Source organism: Bradyrhizobium sp. USDA3010 (genome assembly GCF_056429065.1).
On the sequence record NZ_JBWJZD010000002.1, the window covers coordinates 376,294 to 392,570 of the forward strand.

A 16,277-nucleotide genomic window follows, 5' to 3' on the forward strand; every position below is an offset into this window, starting at 1 on the left:
AGCTCCGGTCGAAATAATGAAACGGCGCCTTCGGGCGCCGTTTTTGTTTGGCGCTTCGTGCGCCTTTATCGTCCGGATTGCTCTTTCTTCTCGACGACGAAATTGCCGATCGCCCCGAGTGCCATCAGTACGCTGGTGCCGAGGAACACCGCGCGCATGCCGATATGGCCACCGATGAATCCGCCGGCGAGCGGGCCGATCACCTGGCCGGCATATTGCGCCGAAATCGAATAGCCCAGCATGCTGCCGGTGGCCGTGTCAGGCACGTTGTGCCGGATCACGCTTGCGATGCAGGGCAACAGGCCGCCGAGCGCGAGCCCCATCAGGAAGCGGAGCAGGATCAGCTGCCAGCCGCTGACCACGAAGGCCTGCGGGATCAGCAGCAGCGCCGAGGCGGCCAGGCAGATGGTGATGATCCGCCAATGGCCGACGCGATCGGCGAGCTTCCCGAGATGCGACGACGACAGCAGGCTGCCGAACGCCGCCGCCGACATCACGAGGCCTGCGACGAACGTCACCTGCGGCGCCTCGACCAGCTGCGCGACATAGACCGTGATGATCGGCTCGATCGACATGTTGGCGATCATCAAGAGCAGGCCGGTGCCCCACATCGCGATCACAGGACGCTTGTCCGGAACCAGCGACCAGCCGCCGCGCGCCTTGGCGCCTTTCGCCGTCTTCGGACGCGCCTCCTCGCGGATCAGGAAGGTCGTGCCGAGGAAGGTGATGAAGATGACGCCGCCGATCAGGAAGAAGGTCGCGCGGATGCCGATCAGGCCCGGCAGCACGCCGCCGATCAAGGGGCCAACCAGGCTGCCGGCCATGATGCCGGCCGACAGCACGCCGATCGCCCAGCCGGACCGCGCCTTCGGCGTCTGCGACGCGACCAGCACGGTCGAGCCCGAGGCGTAGCCGCCGAGCAGGCCGGTCAACAGCCGTAGGCCGACCAGCTCATAGACGTTGTGCGCCATGCCGATCAGCGACATGGCAACCGCCATGCCGAGGCTCGCGCGGATCAGCATCAGCTTGCGGCCATAGCGGTCGGCGAGCCGTCCCCATAGCGGCGCCGTCAGCGCCGCGCTGAAGAAGGTTGCGCCATAGGCTACGCCCGACCATTGCACGATGGCGGCATGGTCGGTCACGCCGAGCTGCTCGACATAGAGCGGCAGGAACGGCAGCAGCAGCGTCATCCCCACGATGGTGGTGAAGGAGCCGAGCACACAGACGATCAGGTTGCGTTTCCAGGGGCCGGCGTCGAGCGCCGCCTCGCGATCGATCTCCATGTTCATGTCAGCGCAGCCCGATCACGGCGAAGCCGCGCGCCCGCAGGCCGCGGCGATCCTCGTTGAGCGAACGGAGCAGCCGATCGCGGGTGTCGGTGATGTGAGCGGCGGCCTCGCGCACGGCAGAATCAGGATCGTTGGCCTCGATGAAGCCGAGAATGCGCCGATGCTCGCGCCAGGCCTGCTCGCGCGACGGTTCAGTCCACACTTCGAGCCAGCGCGCCCGCGACAGCCGCGTCATCGCTCCGGCGATCGCCTTGACGATGAAGGGATTGCCGGAGAGGCGCGCGATCTCGACATGGAAATCGGTGCCGACACGGTGCCATTCCTCGCGCGGCGCGCCGGACTGGCAGGCATCCAGCATCGCTTCGACGCCGGCGATGTCGGCCGGGCTCGCCCGCGTGCAGGCGAGGCGGACAGCCGTCGTCTCCAGGGGAATCCTGAACTCGGCCAGCGCCTCCAGCTCACCGAGGTCGATTGGTGCGACGATCCAGTTGCGACCGTCGCGGCGGACCAGCTCTTCGCCTTCGAGCCGCACCAGCGCGGCGCGGATTGGCGTGCGTGATCCCTCGAACCGGCTCTCGAGCCAGCGCTCCGTCAGCCGCTCGCCGGGGCCAAGGTCGAGAGAGAGGATCATCTCCCGGAGCTGGTCGTGGATCTGAAGCATCTGCGACATGGCGGTCCACCGGTGCGGGCGTAGAGTTTTCGGGACCCTATCGACGTATCCCGGATTGGTATCCCAAACAATCCCGTTTTGGGATACCAGCATTGCGCCATCGGGGCACCGGGCCGGCCGCGTGCGGAGCCGTGCCACCCGGCGCCCCGCAGGGAACGCCAGCTCGGGGACGGCCTTTATTGGACAACGCCGAATTGGGAGAATGCAGATGCGGATTGACGGGCAATGCCATTGCGGGGCCGTGAGCTATGAGGCCGAGATCGATCCCGAACAGGTGTCGATCTGCCATTGCACTGACTGCCAGATGCTGACCGGCTCGCCCTATCGCGCCACAGCGGTCTGCGCCGCCGAGCAGGTCCGGCTGACCGCAGGTGCGCCGAAACAATACGGCAAGCGAGGCGACAACGGCCGAATCCGCTTCCAGCATTTTTGCGGCGACTGTGGTTCCCCCTTGTTCACGAGCGGCGAGGACGGCGGTCCCGACGATTGGGGTATCCGCTGGGGCAGCATTCGCCAGCGCGCCGAATTGACCCCGCGACGCCAGGTCTGGTGCCGCTCCGTCGCGCCCTGGATCAATGATCTCAAGGCATTGCCGGCGCGGCCGATGGATTGAGGCTCTGCGACCTTGCGCCTGAGGGGCGGGCGAGGCTAAAGAGGCGCGCTGGTAAGGGCGGTTAGCTCAGCGGTAGAGCACTGGTTTTACACACCATTGGTCGGGAGTTCGATCCTCTCACCGCCCACCATTCGCAAGCCCTCTGAAGCCCGCAGAGCGACCCGGCTGCCGGGACCAGCGGGCGATGATTGGGAGATTTTCACCGGCACTGGCCCGATGTGGTAAGGGGGCCGGATCCAGCCCTATGGTTGGAGCATCCTGATTGTCGAGATCGGCCACTTCCCGATGTGCCCTTTGATCGAGATGCGTAACCCGTGCGACTCGTCCAGCGCCACGCTCTCGACGGTCCCTGCCGTCCCATCGGTGAGAACCGCAGCCCTTCCGACAAGCTCAGCCTCCACTTGCACATGCTCGCGCAAGATGACGGTGGCGCGGTGTTTCACGAGTTGCAAAGCGGCCTCTGGTTGATGGGCCCTGCGTAGTGAGGCCATTGTTCGGCCCTCCGTGAGCGCGCGGAGAGGGCGCGATCCCGGCCTTGGGGTAGTCTATGGGGTGGCCGGGACCGCGCTTGCTCCGCGCTGGTGTGCCGAATGTCATTCGATATCCGATGGCGCGAAAGGTGCCGAAAGTCACGCTCTCGCCGCTGGGCGGGATCGGTTCCTGTTGGCGCGATACCGCTCAGGTTTGGCACCGACGCTGCTGCGATGCTATTCTCTGCGCCTAACCGGGAACTTGATGCATGCGCAAACTCGCCGCGATTTTTCTTCTCACCATGATTGCCGGACCGGCATGGGCGCAGCAGGACCATGTTCAGCGCTATCGCGAAGAGATCGAGAAGTCGCCATCGGATGTGGCCAACGAGGCGCGGCAGCAGCGCGCCTACCAGCGCGCGCTCAGCGGCGTGCCGGACCAGAAGCCCACCGACCCTTGGGGCATTGCGCGCAGCAATGACGGGCAGGCCGCGCCGAAGGCCAATGCCGCCAAGACGACCCCAGCGCCGAAGCAGGCCAAGCCCACGAGCGCTGCCGCCAAATAATCCCCGAGCGCGGAGCAGGTTGATGAAGTACTACGTCTGCAAATTGACCGGACCGCGCCCGACCTTTCCGCAGGACATGACGCAGCAGGAAGCCGCCATCATGCAGGCGCATGTCGCCTATTGCGGCGAATTGCTGCAGGCCGGCAAGGCGCTGATCTTCGGGCCGGTGGCCGATCCCGCCGGCGTCTGGGGACTGGGCGTGCTGCAACTTCCCGACGATGCCGATCCGCAGGAGATCGTCGCCAACGATCCCGTCAGCAAGGCCAATGCCGGATTCACCTATCAGGTCACGCCGATGTTGCGCGCGGCCACGCGCGAGACTTGCTAGGATCGGCGCAACTCCTCAACAGGTTTGGATCGCATGAACGCAGGCCATCCACAAAACGCCGATCAGATTGCATATTGGAACGGGCCGGGCGGTCAGCGCTGGGCCTCGAGGCAGGCCGCGCAGGATATCGTGCTGCAGCCGGTGCTCGACCTCTTGATCGATCGCGCCGCGCCGAAGGCCGGCGAGCGCATCGTCGATGTCGGCTGCGGCAGCGGCGCCTCGACGAATGGGTTTGCGACCAAGGTGGGGCCGTCAGGCCATGTGTTCGGCGTCGACGTCTCCGGACCGATGCTGGAGCGGGCACGGCAAAGCACGCCGAAGGATCCGCCGGTCACCTATGCGCTTGCCGACGCCACGGTCTATCCGTTCGATCCCGCAAGCTTCGATCTGTTGGCGTCGCGCTTCGGCGTGATGTTCTTTGCCGATCCGGTGGTGTCGTTCGCCAATCTGCACAAGGCGCTGAAGCCGTCGGGCCGGCTCGCCTTCGCCTGCTGGCAGGAGCCGCGCGAGAATCCGTTCTTCATGGCGCCGTTGCAGGCCGTCTACAAGCACGTGCCGAAGCTGCCGCAGCTTAGTCCCGAAGACCCCGGTCCGTTTTCGTTTGCGTCCGAAGCGCGCGTGAACCGGATCCTCGGCGAGGCCGGCTTTTCCGGTATCGCGATGGAGCCCTGCCGGCTTGAGTTCGACGTCGCGATCGGGCGCGGAATCGACGCCGCTGTCCAGAGCGCGCTCGAGATCGGGCCCGCCAGCCGCGCACTGGAAGGACAACCGGATGACCTACGGGCCGCCGCCGTCACCTCGATCCGCGAGGCGTTGACGCCGTTTGCGAAGGGCGATGCGGTGCTGCTGCCCGGCGCGATCTGGATCGTGACCGCGCGGGCCTGATTAGGCCCGCTCTTCCCAGATCATCGCCAGGTGCACGATGGTCTGCACGGCCTTCTCCATGTCCTGGCGGCTCACCCATTCGAGCCGCGAATGGAATGCGTGCTCGCCAGCGAAGATGTTCGGGCAGGGCAGGCCCATGAACGAAAGCCGCGAGCCATCCGTGCCGCCGCGGATCGAGGTCTTCACCGGCGATAGCCCCGCGCGCTCGATCGCCTCGATCGCATAGGCGACGATCTGGGGGTGACGATCGATCACCTCCTTCATGTTGCGGTATTGCTGCTTGACCTCCATGCGGTAGGTCGAGCGCGGATATCCCTTCATGACGTCCTGCACGATCTTCTCGAGCAGCGCTTCCTTCTGCTTCAGGCCTTGCTCGGTGAAATCGCGGACGATGAAGTCGATCCGCGCATTCTCCAGCGCCCCAGAGATTGCGACCGGATGCAGAAAGCCTTCCTTGCCTTCGGTGGTCTCGGGCGAGCAGGTGTCCTTCGGCAGCCGATCGACGATCGCGGCCGCGATCTTGATCGCATGCTCCATCTTGCCCTTGGCGAAGCCCGGATGGGTCGCGACGCCTTCGATGATGATGCTGGCGCCGTCGGCGGAGAAGGTCTCGTCCTCGATGTGGCCCGCGGTCTCACCGTCCATGGTGTAGCCGAAATCGGCCCCGAGCTTCTTGATGTCGACCTTGTCGACGCCGCGGCCGATCTCCTCGTCCGGCGTGAACAGGATCTTGATGGTGCCGTGCTTCACCTGCGGATTGGTGACCAGGAAATGCGCGGCGTCCATGATCTCGGCGAGGCCGGCCTTGTTGTCGGCGCCGAGCAGGGTGGTGCCGTCGGTCGTGATGATGTCGTTGCCGATCTGGTCGGCCAGCGCTTCGTGCTCGGCGGCGCGGATCACCTGCGAGGCATCGGCCGGGAGCACGATGTCGCCGCCGCGGTAATTCTTCACGACCTGCGGCTTGACGTTCTTGCCGGTGCAGTCGGGTGAGGTGTCCATGTGCGAGCAGAAGCAGATCACCGGCACCGTCTTGTCGGTGTTGGCCGGAATCGTCGCATAGACGTATCCGTGTGGATCGAGGTGCGCATCGGATATGCCCATCGCCTGCAGCTCGGCGACCAGCAGGCGGCCGAGGTTCTTCTGCTTCTCGGTGGAGGGCGTGGTCGGTGAATCCGGATCGGACTGGGTGTCGATCACGACATAGCGCAAGAAGCGCTCGGTGACGGTGTGCTTGAAGTCGAGAGCCGGTGCCAGCATGAAGACCGCGCGAGGGTAGGAGAACGGGAATAAGACGCTCAGGCGAAGTTGGTTCGCGCAAGCAAAGCGCATCGAGAGACAACTCTACAACAGAAAAGCGCCACTCCGGGGCCGCGTCACGAGCCGGAATGGCGCCTTGGTATCAAACCGGGAAGGTCAAAGCCTTAGACGGCTTCCTTCAGCTCCTTGGCGGCGCGGAAGGCGACCTTCTTGCTTGCCTTGATGTGGATCTGCTCGCCGGTCGCCGGGTTGCGGCCCATGCGGGCGGCGCGCTTGCGAACCTGGAGGATGCCGAGGCCGACGATGCGAATCCGCTCGCCCTTTTTGAGGTGCTTGGTGATCCGGGTGACCATGTCGGTCAGGATCGCCTCGGCCTGCTTCTTGGACAGCTCCTGCTCTTCGGCGATGGCCGCCGCCAGGTGCTTCAGCGTGATCGTCGCCGGGGTCGCTGCTTTCTTCGCCATGTGTGGCCCTCCTCGTTGCTGAATGGCTGGATTGCTGCTTTCACGCGAATGGCGCGCCGTTCGCGTCGGGAAAGTGCGTCCGGAAAAGTCCTGAAACCGCCGGTTCTGGGGAACGGGCAGCGCCGGGCCCGGCCACAGGAAACCCAGACGTATCAGGCCTTATTTGATTCGGGGCTTTGCTGACTACGCCGTTTCCCCTGAAAACAGGCGACAACTCGCGCCTCCAGCGCGAAAATGCCCGCGCTGTGCAGGGCTCTGCAACGTGCTTGACTATCCGGATGCGGGCCTTTATGCCCTCGGTCCTGCGCGGATCAATCCGATGATCGGCATCCGCGGGAGTAGCTCAGTTGGTTAGAGCGCCGCCCTGTCACGGCGGAGGCCGCGGGTTCGAGTCCCGTCTCTCGCGCCATCAATTCAAGCGCAAAATCAAAGCCTTACCTCAGTTCCCCTGACCGGTGCCGCTTTTCAAAAGTGTCACAAGGGACGCCAGTGTGACACTTTCGGCCGCCCTTTGTTCGGCTGCCTCGAGCTTCTTCGCGCCGACCACGCGCGCTTCGTCGAAGCGTCGCACGCTGACGACATTGACCGGATTATAGGTGCGCCGCAGCCGCTTGTTGGTGTCCACCGTGTTGGCCATTTTGTTGGACTGGTCCTCGACGGAACCGCCGCCGGCGTCACCCTCGACAGTGGTCATCAACTGTTTCCCGCGCCTGCGCGTGTGTCATCCGATGTGACCACATTGCGGTCGACGTTGCCGACACGGGTTCTGCGACGGTTTGCGTCGGCTTCGTTTCAGCGTCTTGTCGCTGGCGGCGCGATGGAAGCTGACGGAACAGATCCAAGTTCTGCGGTTGAGGTCTGTCGCTATCACTCCTGGTGAACGGCGATCGCTCGTCCATGGCGCAGGAACGACATCAGCGGTTCCACCAGCTTGCGGAACTCGCACGCGTTCGATGGGTCTTAAAGTTGCCGGAGTAAGCGAAGACAGTTCAGGACATTCAAACGACGCGAGCGTGGGCGAGGGCTGATCCAGCGAACCTAACACGGAGGCGTGCCGATGAACTGGAGTTCGTGGCTGAACGAATACTACAACGACGAACTGGAAAGAGCTGACGCTGCCTGCCGAAGGGGAGGGTCCGTATACGACGCACTCAAATGGATCGACGATCCGTATCTGTGGAATGTGCTGCTCTGGAAGGAGTATGATGGCTTCAAGGCGATCAAGGCCGCCATTCCCGATCCGCCTGATGCCGGGACCCAGAAAAACTGGAGCGGTCGTTCCGGGATGGAGCTCGGCGCCGCCGTCATCGAAACCTATCGTCTTTTGCACGATAAGCTCAGGCGGCATCTGGATAAGCCGTTTGATGAATGCGAAGTGCTGGACTATGGCTGCGGCTGGGGCAGTGTGCTCCGGTACTTCATGAAGGATGTGCCACTGCGCAATCTGCATGGGTGCGATCCGCACAAGGGCATCATCCAGGTCGCGCAACGCTCCAACCCGCACGCCGACATCGTGTTGTCGGACAGCCTGCCGAGACGTCTCCCGTTCAACCAGAAATTCGATGTCGCTTACGCACTATCGATCTGGACGCACCTCTCGCCTGCCGCAAGCGACACATGCCTGACCGCGGTTCACGATTCTCTGGAGAATCGCGGTCTCTTTCTTCTGACCGTTCGGCCGCCGGCATACGCATTCTATGAGCCGATTGCCAAATTGCCCGGCTGGGATCAGCAAAAGATCGCCGAGACTGTGGCGCGGGAGGGATTCTACTTCTATCCGCAAAGCTATCCGGTCGATGGCGAAATGACCTACGGCGAGACGATCATCAGCAAGCGGTACATCGAGACGCACTGGACCGACCGGTTTGATCTCGTTGACGTCGGCATGAACGGGATCTCACCGTATCAGAGCATCATCGTTCTCCGAAAGAAGTGAGGCCACAGGGGCGCATCGGCGTCGCTTGGTCGCGGCTGCCGATCGCTCAGGCCGCAGCGTCGTGCCGCGGGCAGGGCGTAGAAAAATCAGGCCGCGACACCGACGGCATCGACGGGTCGCGTTGACTGTTGCTGATGCTGCGAAGCTTCCGCTCGCCATTCGGGCGTCAGCCACCACAGCAGGAACAGCAGCGCGATCCCGTTCGACATCAGGCTTGTCGTGAGCGGCACGTTCATGATGGCCTGAACCGCGATGCCCGACGACACTGCGATGAAGCGCGGCGACAGGTGCCGCGAGACCGTCGACCCCACCGACAGGATCAGGCCGCATACGAGTGCCGAAATCGGCGCGAGCGCAAGACCGACCGACGCGATGCCCTCGGTGGCGAGGAAGGAGGCGTTGAAGTTGCCGTCCCGATAGATCGCTCCGAGCGCCGGGCCGAGCTCGCCGTACGGGCAGGTGGTCACCTGTCGCACGATCGATATCTGGCAGAAGCGGGTCAGGTCGCGGTGCGCGAAGAAGTCGGCATATTGATCAAGGGCGAGCGACGGGATTGCGAGGAAACGCAGATTGATGGCGCTGAACACGACGTAGTCCCTGTCGGCGCCGAGCACGGCGAACGCCGTGAGCCCAATGATCATGGGAATGAGGAATGCGAGCACCGTGGCCAGCCGCGGGGTGAACCAGCCGAACAGCCAGAACAGAAACGGCAGCCAGATCGGCAACAGCAGCACGGTCTTGTTGTTGACGACCGGATAGAAGCAAAGCGCAAACAGCAACACGCAAGCGGCCTGCACCCATTGCCTGCGCGACGCGAAATGCGCGAACAGATAAGGCAGGACCGCGCCGATCATGATCCCGGTGAGATAATTCAACAGCGCCGGCCGCGTGACGGCGTTGCGGGCTGCGCCATAGGGATTGCCGAGATTGGCGCCGTACGAGATGTCGGCGACCAGCACGGCCAGGGACGACGCCAGCAGCAGCAGCGTAATGCGTTTGATCGCCGTTTCGGACAGGCCGGGCCGCCAAACCGGCATATTCTGGAACATCAGGGGGATCATCGCGGCCGCTAGCGCGGCGATCATGGCCCAGCGGGCGATGGCATGCGGATAATCGAACGCGGTGAAGAAGCTGAGCCAGACGAAGCCGAACACCGCTGACAGCAGCGCGAAGCTCACCAGATAACCGAAGCTGAAGCGGCCCGCGACGAACGCCGGGATGAAGACGGCCATGACGGCGGTGCCGAGGATCGCCTCGGCAGTGATGCCGGAGCGCCAGACGTGCATCGCCGGGAACGCGTGCCCGCAGGCGATCATCGAGGCGGTGCTGAGGACGAGGAATCCAGGGATCGTGACCCCGACAGTCAGGTCGTCGCGCGTCAATTGCATCGGCCCGTCCGAATCGAAAGCTGGGCGACAGCTAGCCGATCGACCTCGGGCCAATCAAGTCAAGCAAGGTTAAGCGACGTCTCGGTCTGTATTGTTCTGTTTCCGCCGGGCGATCTGTCACCGCGGCGCCGCATTGAATTCACAAACGCGGAACGCGCCGCCTTGATCAGGCAAAGAATGCGGCGACCGCGTTGAGGTCGGATTGTCCCGGGGCCTCGCCGCGCAAATTCGCGTCGATGATACGGCGGCAGGCGTCAACCGTGTGGGTATCGCCCAGTTCGTTGGCGGCCTCGAGGATCGACCAGACCGTGTCCAGGGGAATGTCGCTCTGCATGGTCGCGTTCGGGTCTGACAGCATCGGCGGCGCCGGGGTTAGAATTCGAACAGGTCGCGGCCGCGCCGCGCCAGGGTGTGCAGATCCGCCACCGTGCCGCGCACGGCGTTGCAGCGGCGGCATTCGATGATGGTGTCGCCGGTCGCATGCGCGGGATCGGCGACCTTGATCGCCAGGCTGCCGCAATCCGTGCAGATGATCTTGAAGCCGGTCGAAATTACTTGCTGCTGCAAATTCATTGTGGGCCTGCGCCTCTGTTGACGCCGACCCTAACGGAACAATTTTTAAAACTGGGGTCGCGGAGCGGATTGCAATCGAACGACCGCGTTAGGAGGCGGTTAAGATTTCGCCGCGGCTGCGCGGTCGCGCGTCAGCCAGACCGCGCATGCACAATCAGCAGCGGATTGCGGCGCAGGATCGCGAACAAGCTCAGATCGAACAGCTCGTCCTTGATCAGGGTGCCGTCGAGGTCGAGCACCAGCACCAGCGATCTCGCGTGCGCGATCTGTGTGGTCCTGCAATCGCTGTAACCGAACGTGGTGAAGGCCACACCGCTCTGATCGGAGTGCGAGACGATCAAACCCAACAAAAAAGCCGCCCGAAGGCGGCCGCTTTGTCTGTCGAAGCCTGAATTCGTCTTAGCGGACCGTTGAGGCGCCCGAGGAGGTGATCGCGACGGGCTTGCCGGCCTTGATGACCTGGTTGGTCTGGGCGGTCTGGGTGAATTCCGCGTTGTTCCGGGCCGAAATGCCGAAAGCCGCAACCCCGATGGCCGCAACGAGAGCAACCACCACAATCTTGAGGTGGGTCGCGCGATCGGCTGAATGGATCGAGTGGTTCATGGTCGCCTCCGGGCGTCTATGCGCCGTCTATGGCAGCTACTGGTAAGCCCCATCTGTTTCCGGATCGTTTCGTGAGTTCCCGGAAATGGTTTCGTGCCACGGACGGATTGGTTTCACCGTGCCTTGCGTCACACAGGGAGAGGGCTGAAACTGGCCATAGGCGCGGACTGCGCTTGGGAGAAAAACAATAATGAAAACAGGGAATATGACCCGCCGCCGGATGCTGGGAACTGGCGCCGTGGCACTTGCCGCCGCGATGTTTGGTAAGCCGTCTCTTGCCGCGGTCGAGTTCGACTTCAAGCTCGGCGTCAACACTCCGGAAACCCATCCGCTAACAATCCGTTTGGCCGAGGCGGCGAGGCTGGTCGGCACGCAATCGTCCGGCCGGGTCAACATCTCGGTGTTCGCCAACAGCCAGCTCGGCGGTGATCCGGAGATGCTGTCGCAGGTCCGCGCCGGCGGTATCGAGCTATTGGCGGCACCGAGCATGACCTTGTCGACGCTGGTGCCGCTGTCGGGCCTTCCCAGCATCGGTTTTGCGTTCCAGTCCTACGATCAGGTCTGGGCGGCGATGGACGGCGGGGTCGGCGATATCGTCCGCGATGCGATCGCCAGGACCGGCGTCGTGCCGCTGAAGAAGGTCTGGGACAACGGCTTCCGCCAGATCACCTCGTCGTCGAGCCGGCAGCTCAACAGCGTCGACGATCTCAAGGGTTTCAAAATTCGCGTGCCGGTGACGGCATTGCTGACGTCGCTGTTCTCAGGACTTGGCGCGCTGCCGTCGAGCATCTCCTACAGTGAACTCTATTCGGCGCTGCAGACCCACATCGTCGAAGGGCAGGAGAATCCGCTGGCGCAGGTCTCGACCGGAAAGTTGTACGAGGTGCAGAAATACTGCGCGCTGTCGAACCATTGCTGGAGCGGCTACTGGATCCTCGGCAACCGGCGCGCGATGGCGGCCCTGCCGCCCGATCTGCTCGAACTCGTCAATGCGGCATTCGATGCGGCGGCAGTGAGGGAGCGCGCCGATCTGGTCGAGATGGACCGCTCGTTGCAGGCCGAGCTGACCGGGAAGGGCATGACCTTCAACACGCCCGATCCCGTGCAGTTCAGAGCCGCGCTGGTGAAGGCCGGCTTCTACACACAATGGCAGAAGACCTATGGCGCGGACGCCTGGGCGGCGCTGGAGAAATACACCGGCGAGCTGACCTGACGCCGCGCAGATCGCCACCAGTAACGCAGCGGCCGATCATGCCAGTAACGCGATGCACGGTCGGCATGCCTTCGCAAGGATACCGGCAAGGCTGCACGCGAACGTGTTGCGCGGGCGCGGAAAATTGTGCGGGTCTCGCTTTGTGGCAAAGAAGGCACATCCTCGCGCTTTCGGTTCCATTTTTGTTTTTTGTCAAGCGGCAGGATGTCTCAGGGGATACAACCTGCCGCTGTGATTTTCAGTGGCCGCGCTGTGCGCGGCCCGAGTTGGAATGCCATGCGCGTGTCCCTTGTTGAACGCTTTCGAACCCGTGCATGCTATTGCGCTGGGACCCTCTTCAATCGTTCCTGTGTGTCTGAGTGTGCCACAGAGCCGAGCGATCCAGTCGGCAAAATGAAACGTGCGGAGGTCCGAGCACGGCGGTCCTCTAGATGCAGCCTGACGTCGATATCGGCCGGTGCTACATCGCTTGCACTGATCTCTCTGCTTTGCTGGTCGCCGCTCGCGCCGGCGTTCGCTGATGGCGGCACGGGAGGCAATGCCCATCATGGCAATCCCCCGAATCTGGTCGGTATCGGCGGCGCAGGCGGAGCGGACGGCCTGGCGGGAGCATCGGGCACCAATGCGGCTGCCGGCACCGCCAGCGGCGGCGGAGGTGGCGGAGGCGGTGGCGCCGGAAGCGCACCGGGCGGCCAGGGCGGGCTTGGAGATACCTCCGGCAGCGCATCGGGCGGCAATGGTGGCGCGGGCGGCGCCGGCGGCGCCAACGGGTTGTCAGTCCCCTTCATCCAGAATGTTGCGCCGATCGTCGGCGGGACAGGCCTGACCGGAGGCAGCGGCGGCAACACCAGCGGCGGTCCCGGCCCTGACGGCGGAGGTGGTGGCGGCGGCGGATCGGGCGGGAACGCCCTCGTCGTGACAGGACCTGCCGCAAGCTCGAACGGCTCTACGCTGACGGGCGGCACCGGTGGAACGGGTGGCAGCGGCGGCAACGCCTCGGCGTCGGGCGGTGGCGGCGGCGGTGGTGGCGGTGGCGGGGCTGGCCTGAGGCTTGGGGGGCCCGGGGCAGTCTTCACCAACACCGGTACGATTCAAGGAGGTCTCGGCGGGGTCGGAGGGGTGGGTGGCACCGGACCTACTGGCGGCAACGGCGGCAATGGCGGATCGGGGGGCGTGGGGGTTCTCGGCGCCGGTGTGCCAGCCGTGCTCGTCAATAATGGGTTTATCCAGGGCGGCAATGGCAGTGTCGGAGGCGCCGCAGGTAGCGGTGCTATTGCGATTGCAGGTACGGCAGGGACAGGTGGTGCCGGCATTGTCGGTGCCAATCTCACTGTCATCAACAGCGGCACCGTTGCAGGCGGGATATCGGGCGCAGGCGGCATTCGCGCCAACGCCATCACCTTTACCGGCGGCAGCAACATGCTCGAACTGCAAGCAGGCTCGACCATCATTGGCAACGTGGCCGGCACCGGCAGCGACACGTTGCGCTTGGGTGGCGTGGGTAATGCGAGCTTCGACGTGGCCACGATCGGGTCGGCTGCGCAGTATCAGGGTTTTGCGGGCTTCGTGAAGACCGGCACCGGCACCTGGACGCTGACCGGCTCGACGACAGCCCTCACGCCCTGGAGCATCAACCAGGGGACGCTGGCGATCTCGACCGATGCCAATCTCGCGGCGGCAAGCAGCGCGCTCACCTTCAACGGTGGTACTTTGCAATACGCAGGTGTCGGATCACTTGTGCTTTCGCCGACCCGCGCCATTACCTTGAATAGCGGCGGCGGCACGTTCGACGTCGCTAACGGTGGTCCTTTCGATGTTCTGTCAATCTCCTCTGCCATTGGCGGCTCTGGGGGCTTGACCAAGATCGGCATAGGCACCCTGGTGTTGAACGGAACAAACATTTATGACGGGGCGACCATCATCAACGCCGGAACGTTGGATGTCGGTAACGGCAACGCGATTCCCGATACGTCAGCCGTGACGGTCGCCAGTGGTGCGACTCTGGGCATCGCAAATGACGAGACGATTGGTTCGCTCGCGGGCGCGGGCAAGGTGCTCAGTCCAATCGCGGGCGGCCAGGTGATCCTGACGTCCGGTGCCGACAACTCGTCGACCACGTTCTCGGGAACGATTTCGAACGGTGCATCTCTGAATCTGACGCTGGGTCTTACGAAGATTGGCACCGGCACCTTCACGCTCTCCGGTGCCAACACCTATACCGGTCCGACCACCGTGAACGGCGGTACGCTAGCGGTAGATGGCTCAATCGTATCTTCGACCACGGTGAATGCCGGCGGCACACTCGGCGGCAACGGCACGGTCGGCGACACCACCATCAACGCCGGTGGCACGCTCTCGCCGGGCAATTCGATCGGACTCCTGACCGTTCGGGGCAATCTCGTTTTCACGGCAGCGTCGAGCTATCTGGTCGAGGTTTCGCCTGCCAATGCCGACCGCACCAACGTGACGGGGACCGCAACCCTGGGCGGCGCGATCGTGAATGCGAACTTTGCGGCGGGCACTTATGTCGCCAAGCAGTACACCATCGTGAATGCCGCCGGCGGCGTGAACGGCACGTTCAACGGACCGGTCAACACCAATTTGCCGAGCGGATTCAAATCGAGCCTGAGCTACGACGCCGACAATGTTTTTCTGAATCTCGCGCTGGATTTCACGCCGACACCGACACCCAATTTCGGCGGCGGCCTCTCCGGCAATCAGCGGGCCGTCGGCAACACGCTGGTCAACTACTTCAATGCGACCGGCGGCATTCCGATGGCCTATGGCACGCTCACGCCAGCGGGGCTGACCCAGGCGTCCGGCGAATTGGCGAGCGGCTCGCAGCAGACGACGTTCGATGCCATGAACCTGTTCATGGGGCTGCTCACCGATCCCTTCACGAACCGTACCGGCGCGGCCGGTTCGATGCCGGGCGCAACGGGCTATGCGGAAGAGGCCGAAGCGAGCGCCTATGCCGCGACAAAAAAGACCGACGCATTCGCGATGTTCACCAAGGCGCCGCCGGTGCCGTTCGTGCCGCGCTGGAACGTCTGGGCCGCCGGCTTCGGCGGTTCGCAATCCACCAGCGGCAACGCCATTGTCGGGTCGAACGACACCACCAGCAGCGTTTACGGCACGGCGGTCGGCGCCGATTATCTGTTCTCGCCGAACACCGTTGCGGGATTTGCGATCGCCGGCGGCGGCACCAGCTTCTCGGTCGCGGGCAGCGGCAGCGGCCGGTCCGATCTGTTCCAGGCCGGCGCCTATGTCCGCCACATCGAAGGTGCGGCCTATATCTCCGCCGCGCTCGCCTATGGCTGGCAGGACATCACCACCAACCGCACCGTGGCGGCCGCAGGCATCGACCAGCTTCGCGCCGAGTTCAATGCCAATGCGTATTCGGGGCGGCTCGAGGGCGGCTATCGTTTCGTCGCGCCGTGGATCGGCGGCGTCGGTATCACGCCTTACGCCGCCGGCCAGTTCACGACATTCGAGCTGCCTGGTTACGCCGAGCGGGTGATCTCGGGTCTGTCGACGTTTGCGCTGACCTATGGCGGCAAGAGCCTGACCGATACGCGCAGCGAGCTCGGCCTCCGCACCGACAAGTCCTTCCCCGTGCAGGACGGCATCCTGACGCTGCGCACGCGCTTCGCCTGGGCCCATGACTACGACCCCAGCCGCTCGGCTGCCGCGACCTTCCAGGCGCTGCCGGGCACCAGCTTCGTCGTCAACGGCGCGGCGCAGGCAAGCGACTCCGCGCTGACCACGGCCTCGCTCGAGATGAACTGGCGAAACGGCTGGTCGGCGGCCGCGACGTTCGAGGGGGAGTTCTCCAACGTCACCTCGAGCTACGCCGGCAAGGGCGTGGTGCGGTATCAGTGGTGAGACGGGCGCGTTTCCGTTTCCGTAAGCTTGGCATCACGCGCGTGATTACCTGAGGCGTAATCGCGCGCGCGATCTCCCTTTGCGATGGTCGGTGCATCGGCGGCGATGTTGCCGATCGATCCGCAAAGGGAAACATA

The 16,277-nt window shown here is 64.0% G+C and carries 18 protein-coding genes and 2 tRNA genes; 9 read left to right on the top strand and 11 right to left on the bottom strand.

Annotated elements, in window-relative coordinates; genetic code table 11:
• Nucleotides 1-65 precede the first annotated feature (65 nt).
• Together AC066Y_RS04825 and AC066Y_RS04830 are read right to left on the bottom strand one after the other, a co-directional pair.
• A complete protein-coding gene (locus AC066Y_RS04825) occupies nt 66-1,289 on the bottom strand; it encodes an MFS transporter (RefSeq protein ID WP_478272879.1) in 1,224 nt (407 codons plus the stop codon).
• 1 nt (nt 1,290) lies between these two features.
• Entirely contained in the window at nt 1,291-1,959 is a 669-nt protein-coding gene (locus tag AC066Y_RS04830) for a GntR family transcriptional regulator (RefSeq protein WP_478272880.1), read from the bottom strand.
• A gap of 208 nt (nt 1,960-2,167) precedes the next feature.
• Here AC066Y_RS04830 and AC066Y_RS04835 point away from each other — a divergent pair, with 208 nt between their 5' ends.
• Together AC066Y_RS04835 and AC066Y_RS04840 are read left to right on the top strand one after the other, a co-directional pair.
• Nucleotides 2,168-2,572 carry a GFA family protein gene (locus AC066Y_RS04835; RefSeq protein ID WP_478272881.1) on the top strand — a complete coding sequence of 135 codons (405 nt, stop codon included), beginning with the start codon at nt 2,168-2,170 and terminating at the stop codon, nt 2,570-2,572.
• A 55-nt stretch (nt 2,573-2,627) separates the two neighbouring features.
• A tRNA-Val gene (locus AC066Y_RS04840) sits at nt 2,628-2,702 on the top strand.
• A gap of 112 nt (nt 2,703-2,814) precedes the next feature.
• On the opposite strand, the gene AC066Y_RS04845 is transcribed toward AC066Y_RS04840, so the two are convergent.
• Complete coding sequence (locus AC066Y_RS04845; RefSeq protein ID WP_425304801.1) at nt 2,815-3,063, bottom strand: PRC-barrel domain containing protein; 249 nt, start codon at nt 3,061-3,063, stop codon at nt 2,815-2,817.
• A gap of 248 nt (nt 3,064-3,311) precedes the next feature.
• Between AC066Y_RS04845 and AC066Y_RS04850 the strand changes: the two genes are divergently transcribed.
• From AC066Y_RS04850 to AC066Y_RS04860, 3 genes are read left to right on the top strand one after another with little or no spacing between them, the layout of a single operon-like run.
• Nucleotides 3,312-3,608, top strand: a complete 297-nt coding sequence (locus AC066Y_RS04850; protein WP_092114663.1) for a hypothetical protein — start codon at nt 3,312-3,314, stop codon at nt 3,606-3,608.
• Nucleotides 3,609-3,630: 22 nt separating this feature from the next.
• Nucleotides 3,631-3,936, top strand: a complete 306-nt coding sequence (locus AC066Y_RS04855; protein ID WP_456722872.1) for a YciI family protein — start codon at nt 3,631-3,633, stop codon at nt 3,934-3,936.
• Nucleotides 3,937-3,969: 33 nt separating this feature from the next.
• On the top strand, nt 3,970-4,821 hold the full coding sequence (locus AC066Y_RS04860; protein ID WP_478272882.1) for a class I SAM-dependent methyltransferase: 852 nt from the start codon (nt 3,970-3,972) through the stop codon (nt 4,819-4,821).
• On the opposite strand, the gene pepT is transcribed toward AC066Y_RS04860, so the two are convergent.
• Together pepT and AC066Y_RS04870 are read right to left on the bottom strand one after the other, a co-directional pair.
• On the bottom strand, nt 4,822-6,078 hold the full coding sequence (gene pepT, locus AC066Y_RS04865) for a peptidase T (RefSeq protein WP_478272883.1): 1,257 nt from the start codon (nt 6,076-6,078) through the stop codon (nt 4,822-4,824).
• 164 nt (nt 6,079-6,242) lie between these two features.
• Nucleotides 6,243-6,566 (bottom strand): HU family DNA-binding protein, encoded by a 324-nt coding sequence (locus AC066Y_RS04870; RefSeq protein WP_224924859.1) that lies wholly within the window; start codon nt 6,564-6,566, stop codon nt 6,243-6,245.
• A 308-nt stretch (nt 6,567-6,874) separates the two neighbouring features.
• Between AC066Y_RS04870 and AC066Y_RS04875 the strand changes: the two genes are divergently transcribed.
• A tRNA-Asp gene (locus AC066Y_RS04875) sits at nt 6,875-6,951 on the top strand.
• Between the two features lie 30 nt (nt 6,952-6,981).
• On the opposite strand, the gene AC066Y_RS04880 is transcribed toward AC066Y_RS04875, so the two are convergent.
• Nucleotides 6,982-7,236: a hypothetical protein gene (locus AC066Y_RS04880; RefSeq protein ID WP_478272884.1), complete on the bottom strand. Its 255-nt coding sequence runs from the start codon at nt 7,234-7,236 to the stop codon at nt 6,982-6,984.
• Between the two features lie 363 nt (nt 7,237-7,599).
• Between AC066Y_RS04880 and AC066Y_RS04885 the strand changes: the two genes are divergently transcribed.
• The gene (locus AC066Y_RS04885) at nt 7,600-8,478 is read left to right on the top strand and encodes a class I SAM-dependent methyltransferase (RefSeq protein WP_478272885.1); all 879 of its coding nucleotides are present in this window, start codon (nt 7,600-7,602) and stop codon (nt 8,476-8,478) included.
• A gap of 86 nt (nt 8,479-8,564) precedes the next feature.
• Here the strand turns inward: AC066Y_RS04885 and AC066Y_RS04890 are convergent, their stop codons facing one another.
• The 5 genes from AC066Y_RS04890 to AC066Y_RS04910 form a co-directional block, all read right to left on the bottom strand.
• Nucleotides 8,565-9,866, bottom strand: coding sequence for a hypothetical protein (locus AC066Y_RS04890; RefSeq protein WP_478272886.1), 1,302 nt, complete (start codon nt 9,864-9,866; stop codon nt 8,565-8,567).
• A 166-nt stretch (nt 9,867-10,032) separates the two neighbouring features.
• Nucleotides 10,033-10,200, bottom strand: coding sequence for a hypothetical protein (locus AC066Y_RS04895; RefSeq protein ID WP_244549469.1), 168 nt, complete (start codon nt 10,198-10,200; stop codon nt 10,033-10,035).
• A gap of 38 nt (nt 10,201-10,238) precedes the next feature.
• Nucleotides 10,239-10,439 (bottom strand): hypothetical protein, encoded by a 201-nt coding sequence (locus AC066Y_RS04900; protein WP_478272887.1) that lies wholly within the window; start codon nt 10,437-10,439, stop codon nt 10,239-10,241.
• Nucleotides 10,440-10,570: 131 nt separating this feature from the next.
• A complete protein-coding gene (locus tag AC066Y_RS04905) occupies nt 10,571-10,786 on the bottom strand; it encodes a hypothetical protein (protein ID WP_478272888.1) in 216 nt (71 codons plus the stop codon).
• Between the two features lie 52 nt (nt 10,787-10,838).
• A complete protein-coding gene (locus AC066Y_RS04910; RefSeq protein ID WP_478272889.1) occupies nt 10,839-11,042 on the bottom strand; it encodes a hypothetical protein in 204 nt (67 codons plus the stop codon).
• 256 nt (nt 11,043-11,298) lie between these two features.
• Between AC066Y_RS04910 and AC066Y_RS04915 the strand changes: the two genes are divergently transcribed.
• Both AC066Y_RS04915 and AC066Y_RS04920 read left to right on the top strand, forming a co-directional pair.
• Nucleotides 11,299-12,255: a TRAP transporter substrate-binding protein gene (locus tag AC066Y_RS04915; protein WP_478272989.1), complete on the top strand. Its 957-nt coding sequence runs from the start codon at nt 11,299-11,301 to the stop codon at nt 12,253-12,255.
• 393 nt (nt 12,256-12,648) lie between these two features.
• Nucleotides 12,649-16,140, top strand: a complete 3,492-nt coding sequence (locus tag AC066Y_RS04920; protein WP_478272890.1) for an autotransporter family protein — start codon at nt 12,649-12,651, stop codon at nt 16,138-16,140.
• The last annotated feature ends 137 nt before the right edge of the window (nt 16,141-16,277 follow it).